Annotated in this window: 1 protein-coding gene; it reads right to left on the bottom strand. The window is 62.6% G+C overall.

The features are described from left to right. Positions 1–34: 34 nt before the first annotated feature. Positions 35–15,631: a non-ribosomal peptide synthase/polyketide synthase gene (locus tag ACYAS9_RS02905; protein WP_463566795.1), complete on the bottom strand. Its 15,597-nt coding sequence runs from the start codon at positions 15,629–15,631 to the stop codon at positions 35–37. Positions 15,632–15,752 lie beyond the last annotated feature (121 nt).

Here is a 15,752-nt window from a genome sequence, read left to right on the forward strand (position 1 = left end):
ACGGAGTCGAGTAGCTCTTGCACTGATGTATCTCCTACGAAATCAGCTCGTCAATTTCCTCTGCAGTAAGACGTTTAAGGGCCTCCAGGGATTTAGCCAGTTCATCCTGTAAAGGCGCATCCTGGTTATCTTTTTGCTCGGCGAGCTGGCAGAAATCACTCAATTGCGGGTGATCGAACAGGTCGCGCAGCGCCATCGAGACGCCCAGTTGCTCACGCACACGCAGCATCACCTGGGTGGCCAGCAACGAATGCCCGCCAAGTTCGAAGAAGCTGTCGTTCAGGCCAACCCTCTCCAGCTTGAGCACTTCGGCCCAGATGGCCGCCATCTGCTGTTGCACCTCGCTCTGCGGCGCCACATAGGCTTGCTGCATCTGGCTGATATCGGGCTTGGGCAGGCCCTTGCGGTCCAGCTTGCCGTTAGGCGTCACCGGCAGGCGCTCCAGCAACACGATATGCGCCGGCACCATGTAATCCGGTAAACGAGCCTTGAGCGCAGCTTTCAGGGCTGTGCGCACCGCCTCTTCGTCCGTCACCGCTGTGCCAGCCACCACATAGGCCACCAGTTGCGCACCACCGACACCGTCGATGGCCAGTACCACGGCCTCACGGACCTGCTCGTCCTGCAACAGGCAAGCCTCGATCTCGCCCAGCTCGATACGGAAGCCGCGCACCTTCACCTGATGGTCGATACGGCCCAGATAATCCATCAGGCCATCCGGACGGGCACGGGTCAGGTCACCACTGCGGTAGACGCGCCCACCGTCAACACCGAACGGATCGGGGACGAAGCGCTCGGCCGTCATCGCTGGCCGGCCCAGATAGCCCCGGGCAACACCCGTACCGCCCAGGTACAGCTCACCGGCAATGCCGACCGGCAACAGATCCAGGTCAGCGCCCAGTACATACGCACAGCGCTGCCCGACCAACGTCCCGATCGGCGCATAGGCCGCCCCGCAGTCATCAAAGGCGCGGGCCGTCCACAGCAGCGGTGTCACCACGGTTTCGGTCGGCCCGTAGCCGTTGAAAATGCGTTGTGGACGCAGGGTTTTCCAGACCAGCTCATAAGCGGCCTGAGGCACTGCATCGCCGCCGAAGCAATACACGCGCACAGCAGGCGGGTTACCGGCGGTGGCGGCGTATTCGGCCAATTGTTGCAGGTAGGCCGGCGGCAGCGCAGTAACGCTCACCTCGAACCGGTGCAAGACGTCATAAACCTCTTCCGGGGTCCACATGTCGTCGCCACGCAACAGCAGGCGCGCACCATGGCTCAGCGTGGTCAGCCAGCGCTCATGGGCACCGTCGAACGCCAGCGACATGAACTGCAACTCACAGTCGTTCGGGGTCATTTCATAGCGTTCGCCAATGGCCAGGCAGTGCATGACGATCTGCCCGTGAGCCACCGCCACGCCTTTGGGCTGGCCGGTGGAACCGGAGGTATAGATCACGTAGGCAAGGTTTTCTGCCGACAGGGCGACATCTGGCGCAGTCAGTGGATAGCCTGCCCATTGCTCAGGGCGATCCACCGCCAGGGCTTGCAGACCATCCGCCAGTTGCAGGCGCGCCAGCAAGTCGCTCTGGGTCAGTACCAGTGCGGCCTCACAATCCTTGATCATGTACAGCAAGCGGTCCTGCGGATAAGCCATGTCCAAGGGGACATAAACGCCGCCGGCCTTGAGCACGGCCAGGAAGGTCACGATGATATCGACCGAACGCCCCAGGGCGACTGCAACCCGTACTTCAGGTCCGACACCTGCTTCACGCAGCTTGTGAGCCAGTTGATTGGCACGCTGCACCAGTTCGCGGTAACTGAGCTGCTGTTCGCCGCACATCACCGCCACCGCCTGCGGTGCCTTGTCGGCCTGTTCCTGAATCAGCTGATGAATGCCTTTGCCTTGCGGGTAATGCCTGTCGAGCTGGCTCCAGTCTTCAATGACCTGGCGGCTCTCGCCCTCATCAAGCAAAGGCAGTTGCCCCAGCGGCAGATCCGCATGGCCCAGCACCGCTTGCAGCAAATGGGCAAAGTGGTCGGCAATCTGGCGCACACTCTGGTCGCTGAAGGCCTGCCGGTCATAGCTGTAGTGGATCGACAGGCTGTCATCCAGAACAATGCCCAGGCTCAGCGGGTAGTTGGTCTGTTCATGGTTATGCACACCCGAGAACAGCAAGCCTTGCGGGGTGGCTTGCTGCAAGGCCTCGGCCACCGGGTAGTTCTCGAAGACCAGCAGCGTGTCGAACAAATCCTCGCCACTCCAGCCGGCCCAGCGCTGGATTTCGTACAGCGGCGTGTGCTCCTGCTCGCGCAATTGCAGGTTCTGCGCCTGAAGTTGCTCGACCCAATCGGCCAGGCGTTGATCGGGCCGCGGACTGGCGATAACCGGCAGGGTATTGATGAACAGACCCAGTTGCTGCTCGACACCGACAAGCTCGGTCGGGCGCCCGGCGACGGTGGCGCCGAACGTGACACATTCCTGCCCGGTATAACGCTGCAACAGCAGCAACCAGGCGGCCTGCACCAGAGTATTGGTGGTGACGCGCAGTTGCCGGGCAAAATCACCGAGGTTCTGGGTGAACCGGGCATCGAGCTGGCGGGTGTATTCGCCGCGCCCTGAAGCCTGCTCGCCAGCCCCGGAAGTGACCGCTCGCGCAAGGCGCGTTGGCCCGGCCAGTTCGCTCAGTTGCTGCTTCCAGAACGTTTCACTGACGGCAGGATCCTGCTGTTGCAGCCAGGCAATGTAGTCGCGATAGCCGCCCGCCACCTGCGGCACCGGCTGGTCGGTGTAGCGTTGCAGAACCTCACCGAGCAGTTGGGCGTTACTCCAGCCATCCATCAGGATGTGGTGACTGGTAAAGATCAGATGATGACGTTTGTCACCCACGCGAATCAGCGTCAGGCGCAGCAGCGGATCGTTGAGCAAATCAAAACCTTGCTGCAACTCTTTGCGCGCCAGATCGTCAAGTGACTCTACAAGGCCGCTGCGGGTGCGCCAGTCCTCGGTCACGAACGGCACCTGCATCTGCCGGGCGATGGCTTGCAGAGGTACCGCCAGGCTGGTGATGAAATTGGCGCGCAATACGTCCTGATTGTCGACCGTGGCCTGCCAGGCCTGACGGAATTTCTCGACCTCCAGCCCTTCGACATCCACCCGCATCTGGTTAATGTAATCGCCCGCTTCCTGCTCGTACAGGCTGTGGAACAACATGCCCTGTTGCATCGGCGACAGCGGGTACAGGTCGGCAATCTGTTCGGCGGCCACCGGCAAGCTGTCGAGCTGCGCCTGGGTCAGCGCGGCCAGCGGGAAGTCCGACGGCGTCACGCCGCGATGGCGCGGGTCGCAGCAATGGGCGATCAGTGCCTTGAGTTCTTCGCCATAGGCGTGCGCCAGGTGTTCGATGGTCTGCGCGTCGAACACCTCGCGGCTGTAGGTCCAGTCCAGGCTCAGCTCACCGTCATACACCTGACCATTCAGGCTCAACAGGCTGTCCAGCGGCGCCTCAGGGCTTTGCTCCAGCCCGCCATGTTCTTTGGCCGGGATGAACAGGCTGGTCTCGCTGTCGAAACCGCCGTCGAACTGGCCTAGATAGTTGAAGACGATTTCACCTTGCGGCAACTGGCTCAGGCTGTGGCGAGCCTGGTCATTCCCCAGATAGCGCAGCAACCCGTAGCCGATGCCCTTGTTGGGGATCGCGCGCAGTTGCTCCTTGATCTGCTTGATCGACGCACCCAGCTCAGGCTGCGGGCTCAGTTTCACCGGGTACATGCTGGTGAACCAGCCCACGGTGCGGGTCAGGTCGAGGTCGTCGAACAGGTCTTCGCGGCCATGGCCTTCCAGGCGGATCAGCGCTTGCGCCTGACCGCTCCAGCGGCAGATCACCCGCGCCAGTGCGGTCAGCAGCAAATCGTTGATCTGCGTGCGATAGGCCGCTGGCGCTTGCTGCAACAGCTTCGAGGTCAACTCGCGGTCCAGACGGGTGTTGGCGTAGGCGGCATGCTTGCGCTGGCGCCCGCCCTGCGGATAGTCACAAGGCAAGGCATCGCTACTGCCTTGCAATTGCTCATGCCAGTAGTTCAGTTCGGCTTCGCAGGCCGGGCTGACGGCGTAGTCCTGCAAATGAGTCGCCCAGGCCTTGAACGAGCTGGTCTTGGCCGGCAGCGCCACTTTCTGACCTTCGGCTTGCGCGCGATAGGCCTGTTGCAGGTCTTCGAGCAGCACCCGCCACGACACGCCATCCACCACCAGGTGATGGACGACCAACAGCAGTCGCTGGCTGCCATCTGCCAGTTCGGCCAGCACCGCACGTAGCAGCGGACCTTGTTCCAGATTCAGGCTGCGTTGCGCCGCATTGCCCAGCGCTTCCAGTGCCTGCACATCGGCAACCTGACGGGTCCACAACAGTGAGTCTGACGCGGAGCCCTGATAGTCAGCCTGCCAGGCGTCTTGCTGCTGCTCGAAGCGCAGGCGCAAGGCATCGTGGTGTTGCATCAACACCTGCAAGGCACCGAGCAGATGAGTGGCGTCCAGTGCCTGAACCGGCGCCAGAAGCACCGACTGGTTCCAGTGCTGGCGCTGCGCGATGGGCTCGGCGAAGAACCATTGCTGGATCGGGGTCAGCGGCGAACGGCCGGTCACAGGGCCCTGGTCGATGACCAGCCCTTTGGCACGCCGCGCCACATGGGCCAGAGCTTGTACCGTCTGGTGCTGAAACAGGTCCTTGGGCGTGAACTGGATACCGGCCTGGCGTGCGCGGCTGACCACTTGCAGGGAAATGATCGAATCGCCACCCAGCTCGAAGAAATTGTCGGTCAGGCCGACCTGGGCAAGCTTCAGAACGTCCTGCCAGATCCCGGCGATCTGCTGCTCCAGCGCGCTCTGCGGCGCCACATAGTGCTGCTGCAGGTTGCCTTCCGGTGCCGGCAACGCCTTGCGGTCCAGCTTGCCGTTGGGCGTCAGCGGCAACTGGTCGAGGAAGATCAGGTGCGCTGGCACCATATAGTCCGGCAGGCTGCCCTTGAGCGCGCCACGCAAGGTCTCGCGCAGTGCAGCAGAAGACTCGGCGCTTTCAACCGTCCGGGCGGGCACGACATACGCCACCAGTTGGTGACCGTTCGGCCCCTCGTGCGCCAGTACCACGGCATCGCGTACGACGCTCTGCTCCTGCAAGCGCGCTTCGATTTCACCCAGCTCGATACGGAAACCGCGAATTTTCACCTGATGGTCGACGCGACCGGCGTATTCGATCACACCGTCATCGAAGTAACGCGCCAGATCGCCGCTGCGATACAGACGCCCGCCGCCCTGCTCGTCGAACGGGTCGGGAATGAAGCGTTCGGCCGTCAGGGCCGGGCGGGCGTGGTAGCCGCGGGCAAGCAGGTCGCCACCGATCACCAGCTCACCAATCGCCGCCTGGGTCACGATGTCACCCACCGTGTCCAGCACGTAAATTGAGCGCCCGTTCAGCACATGGCCGATAGGCACCAGGGTCGGCAGCGACTCGTGGCCATCCAGGTACACCTGGCAATCGTGGGCGGTGACCGTGACCGTCGCCTCGGTCGGGCCGTAGGTATTGAGCAGGCGAACAGACTCAAGACCGGCTTTTTTCCACGCGGCAATGCCTTCTGGCGGCATGGCTTCACCGCCGGAATGCACCTGACGAAGCCGGCCATAATCACGACCTTTCTTGCTCTGGAAGTCCTTGGCCAGCATGAACCAGTAGGCCGTGGTCAAGTCGACCACGCTGATGTCCTTGTCGATCAGCACCTGATAGAACGTGTCGCTGTCCCAGACCTCCTTGCCACGAATCACCACTGAAGCACCGCAGATCAGCGCCGGGTACAACTGCTCGACGAACCCGTCGAAGTTGAAGGTCGCAAACTGCAGGATGCGGTCCTGCGGTGTCAGGTTGAAGAAGCCGATCGACACCCAGGCATGCCGCGTCAAGGAGCCATGCTGAATGCCCACACCTTTGGGTCGTCCGGTGGAACCGGAGGTGTACATCACGTAGGCCAGGTTCTGCTGCGCGGTGCGGTTATGCGGATTGGCCTCGCTGTACTCGGCCAGCCAGTGCCCGGAGCTTTCCATTTCCAGGCTTTCAATGCCGTCGGGCACAGGCAACCGGTCCCTGAACTGCGCCTGCGTCAGTAATAGACGGGCACCACTGTTCTCCAGCATGTAAGCCAGGCGATCACGTGGATATTCAGGGTCCAGCGGCACGTAGGCGCCACCGGCCTTGAGAATGCCCAACAGGCCCACGACCATCTCCAGGCCACGCTCAACGGCAACACCGACCGGCACATCCGGGCCTACGCCCAGCTCGATCAAGCGGTGCGCCAGACGGTTGGCCCGGCGATTGAGCTCGCGGTAGCTCAGTTGCTGATCACCGAACAACAACGCGGTGTCATCCGGCGTGCGTTCGACCTGCTCCTCGATCAACTGGTGGATGCCACGCTCGCTTGGGTAAGCGGTCTGCTTGCGGCTCCATTGGTCGACCAATTGACGTTGCCTGTCGTGGCTGTGGATCGACAGTTCACCGACAGGCGTCTCGGCATTGACGATCAGAGCCTGAAGCAATGTGCCGAAGTGGGCGGCCACTTGCGCGACCGCTTGCGCATCGAAGTGCTGGCGATCATAGCTGTAGTGAACAGCCAGCGCGTCCTCCAGGCTGACGGTCAGGGTCAGCGGGTAGTTGGTCTGCTCCTGGCTGGCCGTCGAACTGAACGACAGTCCCGCCGGTGAGCCTTGTTGCAGGGCCTGCGCCACGGGATAGTTTTCGAACACCAGAATGTTATCGAACAGCCCGTCAGTGCCCCAACCGGCCCAACGCTGAACATCGTACAGCGGCGTGTGTTCGTACTCGCGCAACTGCAGGTTCTGCGCCTGGACCTGAGCGATCCAGTCACGTACGGGTTGCTCGGCTCGCGGACTGGCGATGACCGGCAGGGTATTGATGAACAAACCGATCTGATCTTCGACGCCTGCCAGTTCAGCCGGACGCCCGGCGACGGTTGCACCGAAGCACACGCCGGCATGCCCGGTATAGCGTTGCAGCAACAGCAACCAGGCCGATTGCACCAGCGTATTGACCGTCACCTTGTGCTGCTGGGCAAAGGCTTTCAGCTTGCGGGTCGATGCCGCACCAAAGTCCTGATGGTGATCGCCATACCCCGGCTCGCCCAGCATCAGGCTGCGAGTGGCCGGAACCAGTTGCACCGGCCCCTCCAGCTCAGCCAGCCGCGCTTTCCAGAACGTCTCGCTGGCCGTCGCGTCCTGACGCTGCAACCAGGCGATGTAATCGCGATAGCGCCCTGCAGGCAGCGCCACGGGTTGACCGGTGTAGCGTTGCAGCACCTCGCCCAGCAGTCGCGAGTTGCTCCAGCCATCCATCAGGATGTGATGGTTGGTGTAGATCAAGTGATGCCGACGCTCGCCGGTACGCACCACCACCAGACGCAACAGCGGGGCATGGGTCAGTTCGAACCCCTGCTGGCGCTCCTCGGTGGCCAGCCTGTCCAGCTTCGCCTGTAAATCGGCTTGAGCACTCAGGTCATGGCTGGCAAACGGCAGTTGCACCTGCTTGTAGACCACCTGAACCGGATGCTGCAGATCGCCCTGCAAGACAATCGCGCTGCGCAGGCTGTCATGGGCATCGACGGTTTGTTGCCAGGCCTGACGGAATTTCTCGACCTCCAGCCCCTCAACATCGACGCGCATCTGGTTGATGTAGTCGCCCGCTTCCTGCTCGTACAGGCTGTGGAACAACATGCCCTGCTGCATCGGCGACAGCGGGTACAGGTCGGCAATCTGTTCGGCGGCCACCGGCAAGCTGTCGAGCTGCGCCTGGGTCAGCGCGGCCAGCGGGAAATCCGACGGCGTCACGCCGCGATGACGTGGGTCACAGCAATGGGCGACCAGCGACTTGAGCTCTTCGCCGTACGCGTGTGCCAGCTGCTCGATGGTCTGCGCATCGAACACCTCGCGGCTGTAAGTCCAGTCCAGGCTCAGTTCACCGTCATACACCTGACCGTTGAGGCTCAGCAGACTATCCAGTGGCGCCTCAGGGCTTTGCTCCAGCCCACCGTGCTCTTTGGCCGGGATGAACAGGCTGGTCTCGCTGTCGAAACCGCCGTCGAACTGGCCAAGATAGTTGAAGACGATTTCACCTTGCGCCAACTGGCTCAGGCTCTGGCGAGCCTGGTCATTGCCCAGGTAGCGCAGCAACCCGTAGCCGATGCCCTTGTTGGGGATCGCGCGCAGTTGCTCCTTGATCTGCTTGATCGACGCACCCAGCTCAGGCTGCGGGCTCAGTTTCACCGGGTACATGCTGGTAAACCAGCCCACGGTGCGGGTCAGATCGAGGTCGTCGAACAGGTCCTCACGGCCATGGCCTTCCAGGCGAATCAGCGCCTGCGCCTGACCGCTCCAGCGGCAGATCACTCGCGCCAGCGCGGTCAGCAGCAGGTCGTTGATCTGCGTGCGATAGGCCGCTGGTGCTTGCTGCAACAGCTTCGAGGTCAACTCGCGGTCCAGACGGGTATTGGCGTAGGCGGCATGCTTGCGCTGACGCCCGCCCTGCGGATGGTCACAAGGCAAGGCATCGCTGCTGGCTTGCAATTGCTCATGCCAGTAGTTCAGTTCGGCTTCGCACGCCGGGCTGACGGCATAGTCCTGTAAATGAGTCGCCCAAGCCTTGAACGAGCTGGTCTTGGACGGCAGCGCCACTTTCTGACTTTCGGCTTGCGCACGATAGGCCTGTTGCAGGTCTTCGAGCAGTACCCGCCACGACACGCCATCCACCACCAGGTGATGGACAACCAGCAGCAGTCGCTGGCTGCCATCTGCCAGTTCGGCCAGCACTGCGCGCAGCAGCGGACCTTGCTCTAGGTTCAGGCTGGATTGCGCCTCGTTGCCCAGTGCTTCCAGTGCCTGAACATCGGCAACCTGACGGGTCCACAACAGTGAGTCTGACGCGGAGCCCTGATAGTCAGCCTGCCAGGCGTCTTGCTGCTGCTCGAAGCGCAGGCGCAAGGCATCGTGGTGCTGCACCAACACCTGCAAGGCACCGTGCAGATGAGTGGCGTCCAGCGCCTGGACCGGCGCCAGAAGCACCGACTGGTTCCAGTGCTGGCGCTGCGCGATGGGCTCGGCGAAGAACCATTGCTGGATCGGGGTCAGCGGCGAGCGGCCGGTCACCGGGCCCTGGTCGATGAACAGCCCTTCGGCACGCCGTGCGACCTGAGCCAGAGCCTGCACCGTCTGATGCTGGAACAGGTCCTTGGGCGTGAACTGGATACCGGCCTGGCGTGCGCGGCTGACCACTTGCAGGGAAATGATCGAATCGCCACCCAGCTCGAAGAAATTGTCGGTCAGGCCGACCTGGGCAAGCTTCAGAACGTCCTGCCAGATCCCGGCGATCTGCTGCTCCAGCGCGCTCTGCGGCGCCACATAGTGCTGCTGCAGGTTGCCTTCCGGTGCCGGCAGCGCCTTGCGGTCCAGCTTGCCGTTGGGCGTCAGCGGCAACTGGTCGAGGAACATCAGGTGCGCTGGCACCATGTAGTCCGGCAGGCTGTCCTTGAGCACGCCGCGCAAGGTCTCGCGCAGTGCAGCAGAAGACTCGGTGCCTTCAACCGTCCGGGCGGGCACGACATACGCCACCAGTTGGTGACCGTTCGGTCCCTCGTGCGCCAGTACCACGGCATCGCGTACGGCGGCCTGCTCCTGCAAACGCGCTTCGATTTCACCCAGCTCGATACGGAAACCGCGGATCTTCACCTGATGGTCGACGCGACCGGCGTATTCGATCACACCGTCATCGAAATAACGCGCCAGGTCACCGCTGCGGTACAGACGCCCCCCGCCCTGTTCGTCGAACGGGTCGGGAATGAAGCGTTCGGCCGTCAGGGCCGGGCGGGCGTGATAGCCACGGGCAAGGCCCTGGCCACCCATGAACAGTTCGCCATGACTGCCCGGCGCAACCACATTCAGCGCATCCCCCAGCACATAGACCCGCCGCTCGCCTACCGGCCTACCGATAGGGGCATGGCCCGATGTACTTGCATGGGCCTGATCTACCGGCCAGATCAGCGGCGATACGACGGCTTCGGTCGGGCCATAGGCGTTGAACCATTGCCGCGCCTGAAGACCGCCTGTTCCATCAGCCAGACGCAGGTCCCACGCCTCACCCCCCAGAATGCAAGCCCGCACGCTGAGTGCATCATCCTGGGTGATGCTTTCACGTAATTGGCTGGCATAGCCAGGCGGCAGATCGAGAATGGAAACGCCGTGGCGTCGGATCTGCGTAGCCAGTTGCTCCAGTGATCCGCGGGCAAAATCACCCAGCACGACACGGGCGCCTTGAACCAGCGGCATGAAAATCTGTTCGGCCGCCGCATCGAAACTGACGGATGCAAATTGCAGCACGCAATCGTGCTGGCTGATCGAGTATGTCTCGGCCGCTGCCAGACAATGCATGGCCAACGCGCCATGGGCCACGGTCACCCCTTTGGGCAAGCCCGTCGAACCCGAGGTATAGATCACATAAGCCAGGTTTTGCGGATGAACATGGCTGACCGGGTTTGCCTCGCTGTAATCCTCCAGCCATTGCGCGGACTGCTCGACAATCAGCGTCTGCACCAATTCAGCCACCGGCAAGCGCTCAAGCAGGTGCGCTTGCGTCAACAGCAAGCCTGCACCGCTGTCTTGCAGCATGTAAGCAAGACGTTCTTGAGGGTATTCAATGTCCAGAGGCACATAGGCACCACCGGCCTTGAAGACGGCCAACACGCTCACCACCATGTCCGGGCCACGCTCAACCGCAATGCCGACCCGAGTGTCCGGGCCCACGCCCAGCGCTCGCAGCCTGTGCGCCAGACGGTTGGCACGCTGGTTCAAGGCTTGATAACTCAGCACCTGCTCATCACAAACCAGGGCGATGGCGTCTGGCGCCTGGCGGGTCTGGGCTTCGATAAGGTGATGGACGCATTGATCGTTCGGATAACGCTGTTGTGCATGAGCCCAGTCATGGGTGATCTGCCGGTATTGCTCACGATCCAGCAACGGCAGCTCGAAGATGCTTTGCCGAGGGGTGCGGACAAGCGCCTCCAACAGGTTGACCCAATGCCGTGCCAGACGATTGATGCGTGCAGGGGTAAACAAATCGCAGGCGTAGTTGAACGAAGCCATCAAACCATCGGTGCGCTCCATCGTATCCAGCACCAGGTCGAACTGCGCATTGCTCTCGGAGAGATCGACTTCCTCAGCGTGCAGACCCTGCAAGCTGTCGCTGGAGACCTGATCGCCCAAATCGCGCAAATGGTTGTACATCACCTGAAACAGCGGGTTGTACCCCAGCGTACGCTCAGGCTTGAGCGCCTCGACCAACGCATCGAACGGCACATCCTTGTTGGCCTGCGCCTCTAGCGTGGTCTCCTTGACCGACGCCAGCAGCGCATCGAACGTCTGCACCGGATCGACCGCCACCCGGGCAACGATGGTGTTGACGAAAAAGCCGATCAGCCCTTCCAGTTCATGACGATTACGGTTGGTCACCGGAATGCCGATATTGATCTTCTCGCTGCCGCTGTAACGCGACAGCAGGATCGCAAAGGACGACAGAAACACATGGAATAACGTGGCATTGGCGCCTACGGCAAGCGCACGCAACTTATCCGTCAGCTCGGCCGGCAGATGTATGTCGATACGCCCGCCGCGGTAGCTTTGCTCTTGGGGACGCGGGTGATCGGCCGGCAGTTGCAGCACCGAGAAATCATCTTCGAGCTGCGCTTTCCAGAAGGCCAACTGAGTCTGCAATTGCCCGTCGGCCAGACGCTGGCGCTGCCAGGCGGCGTAATCGGCGTATTGCACCGGCAAGGCGTGTCGGCCCAGCGGTTGACCGCTGGCCTGGGCGTTGTAGCTGGCGGCCAGCTCACGGACCATGACGCTCATGGACCAGCCATCGGAGACGATGTGGTGCATCAGCAAGGTCAGCAGATGCTCGTCGTCTGCGGTCTTGAAGACCGTGACGCGAATCAGTGGTCCGCTGGCCAGATCGAAAACGCTGGCGACCTGCTCCTCGATTCGACGAGTGACCGCGTCAGCGCCCTGCCCGCTCAGGTCCTCAGAGTGGATGACAACCGGCGCTGCCGGCAGGATCCGCTGCAATGGCTGACCGTCCTGCTCTTCAAAAATCGTGCGCAGCGACTCATGCCTGGCCACCAGCGCATCGAAAGCCGCCTGCAAGGCCTGCCAATCCAGTGCGCCTTGCAGCCTGACCGCCAGCGGCGTGTTGTAGGCCGTACTTTGCGGATTGAGCTTCCAGAACAGCCACTGCCGGTGCTGTGCATGCGAGACCGCCAGCGGCGTGCTGCGATCGAGCAGCTCGATACCGGCGTCCTCGGAGCGCCCCAAACCTTGAACCGATGCCGCGAAAGATTGCAGATCATGGGTATCAAACAGCGCACGCAACGGGATATCGACGTCCAGTTGCTTCCTGGCCCGCGACACCACCTGAGTGGCCAGCAACGAATGCCCGCCCAGCGCAAAGAAGTTATCGGTCAGCCCCACCTGCTCGACCTGCAGCACCTGTGCCCAGATCTCGGCCAGTTGAATCTGCAACGCCGTGACCGGCGCCACATAGCTGGCCACATTCGCCACCGGTTCAGGCAGCGCTTTTACATCCACCTTGCCGTTGGCCGTGACCGGCAACTGCTCCAGCGCCAGCATATGGGTCGGCTGCATGTGCTCGGGCAGAGTCTGTTTCAGCTCAGCACGAATCGCGTCGACAAACGCCTGTTGCGCGGCGTCACCCGACACAGGCGTTGCCGGTACCAGCCAGGCCGCCAGTTGCGCGCCAGCGTCCTCGCCAATGACCCGCACCACGGCATTGCTGATGGCCGGCAGTTGGCGCAGGCGGCTTTCGATTTCCGCCAGTTCCACGCGGTAACCGCGAATCTTCACCTGGCCGTCCATACGCCCGGCAAACACCAGCTCGCCCTGGGCATTGCGGCGAACCCAGTCGCCGGTGCGGTACATGCGCGACCCCGTGGAGCCGGCAGGATCCGGCACAAAGCGCTCGGCGGTGAGTGCCGCCTGGCCCAGATAGCCCCGCGCCAGGCCAGCGCCTGCAATGAACAGCTCGCCCCGTGCAGAACCTGGCACCGCGAGCAGGCAATCGCTCAATACCTGGGCGCGGATATTGTCCAGCGGGCGGCCCAGCACCGGCTGGCCAGCCATGTCATGGGTCAGGACGCCGACTGTGGTTTCCGTTGGGCCATAGTGGTTGATCACGTGCAGTTTGGGCGCCAGTTGCGCGATGTGCGCCAGCAACTCGGCCGAGCAGCTTTCGCCACCGACGATCAGGCAGTGACGCGGCAAGGCCGTCGCGCCGGCCGCGAGCATGGCCTGCAAGTGCGAAGGCACGATTTTCAAGGCATCGATGGCATGCCGGTGCATGTAGGCGGCGAAGGCATCGGCGTCGAGCACCGCTGGCTTGTCGAGCATGTGCAGGGTCTTGCCGGCGCACAGCGCGCCGTAGAACACGGTATGGCCCAGGTCGGCCGCCGGGGTGGTGACCATTGCCAGGTTCTGGATGTCATCCAGCGGCAAGCGCCGCGACACGCCTTGCACATAGTTCACCAGCGCCGCATGACTGATCGCCACGCCTTTTGGCGTGCCGGTGGTGCCTGAGGTGTAAATCACATAGGCCAGGTTATCCGCGGCAACCGCGACTGCAGGCGCGTCGCTGCAACGCAGCGTTTGATCCAGATGAATCCGCTGCACACCGTCCGGCAGCACGCCGTTCCAGTCAGCCCTGGCCAGTACCAGGCGCACATCGCTGTCGGCGAGCATGAAGTCCAGGCGCTCACGTGGCTGATCAGGCTCCAGCGGCAGATAGGCGGCGCCGGCCTTCAGTACCGCCAGAATGCCCACCAGCATGTCAGTGGAGCGATCAGCGATCACGCCAATCCGTTGATCGGGCTGTACGCCACTTTCGAGTAGCACATGAGCGAATGCATTGGCCCGTTCGGTCAGCGTCAGGTAATCGATCTGCTGCTCGCCGCTGACCGCCGCCACACGCTGTGGATTGGCCTTGGCAGCCTGCTCGATCAGTTGATGAATGCACAGGTCTGCGCCGTCGACGCTGGTTTGTTCAGTGGCTGGCGACAGCTCCGGCAACGACAGCGGCAACTCACCGACGGCATGGCCCGATCTGGCGGCCAGGCCTTCCAGCAGTTGCAGCCAGTGTTGCTGCAAGGTGGCGACGGTCGAGGCCTCGAATACGTCCAGCGCGTAAGTGAAGACCGCCTGCAGCCGGCCGGCGCTTTCGTAGGTGTCCAGCGACAGATCGAAGCGCGCGCTGTGTTTGTCCAGCGCGACTTTTTCCAGCGCCAGCCCGGAGCGGGTGGTGATCTGCCCGGCATCGACCACTGTCGGCTGGTGATTGAACAGCACCTGGAACAACGGATTGCGACCCAGGCTGCGCTGCGGCTCGAACACCTCGACCAGACGCTCGAACGGCAACTCCTGATGCCCCTGCGCGCCCAGCGCTGTCTCCTTGACCCGTTGCAGTAACTCACGCACATCGATCAGCGGATCGATCTCGGTATGCAGCACCTGGGTATTGATAAAGCAGCCAATCAGCCCTTCAACCTCAGCGCGGTTACGGTTGGCCACCGGCACGCCAACGCGAATCGCCTGCTGGCCGCTGTAGCGATGCAGCAGCACCTTGAACGCCGCCAGCAACACCATGAACAGCGTCACGCCCTGCTCGCGGGCCAGACCGCGCAAGCGCTCGGCCAGCGCCGGGTCAACCTGAAACTCGTGACGCGCACCGCGATAGCTCGGCGTCAGTGGACGAACGTGGTCAAGGGGCAATTCCAGTGGCGCATGCTCGTCGCCCAGCTTGGTGCGCCAGTAGTCCAGTTGACGCTCCTGCTCACCGGCTTCCAGCCAGCTGCGCTGCCACAGGGCATAGTCGCAGTACTGGATCGGCAGCGGCTGCAACGCCGCTTCACTGCCGCTGCTGGCGGCGTCGTAGAGGCGGATGAACTCGTCGATCAGGACGTTATAGGACCAGCCGTCGGCAACGATGTGATGCAGGGTCAGCAGCAACACATGCTCCTGCCCGGCCAGCTTCAGCAGTTGCACGCGCAGCAGCGGGCCCTGAGCCAGATCGAAGGGTGCCAGCGCCTCGGCGTCGGCCAATGCGCGAACCTGCTCTTCGCGCTTGTCGGCATCCAGCCCGGTCAGATCGTGGCCGACGATGGTCACCGCAAACGGTTCGACAATCCGCTGGCTGACCTGGCCATCCTGCTCACTGAACACGCTGCGCAAGGTCTCGTGACGTGCGACCAGACCATCGAAGGCGCTGTGCAAGGCGGCCTGATCCAGCTCGCCATTCAGGCGCACGGCCATGGGCAGGTTGTAGGCCGCGCTCTGCGGATCGAGCTGCCACAAGAACCACATCCGCTGCTGGGCGTAAGACAGTCCGTCGCGCTCGTCGCTGGCTACGTCGCTCGGGATTGGAAAAAGAGAAAAATCCACCCCCTGCTGCTGCAAGCCGACGAGGAACAGACGGCGTTTTTCCTGGGGCAGTTCGATAAAGCGGCGGGCGAGTTTCAGAGCGTCTTGGGCATTCATGCAATGCGTCCTTGTCGAATAGGAAGCGGGGCCAGTTGGCCCGATCAATCCCACTAGAACGAAACAGCAAGAGGCTGATTTAGCCCGCCAGCGCAAATGCAAACCGGCCCATCAAGGGCCG

The organism is Pseudomonas sp. HP_08 (genome assembly GCF_055284095.1).

Coding starts and splice junctions, on each gene's coding strand:
- ACYAS9_RS02905 (WP_463566795.1), bottom strand. CDS start 15,631: ATGAATGCCCAAGACGCTCTGAAACTCGCCCGCCGCTTTATCGAACTG.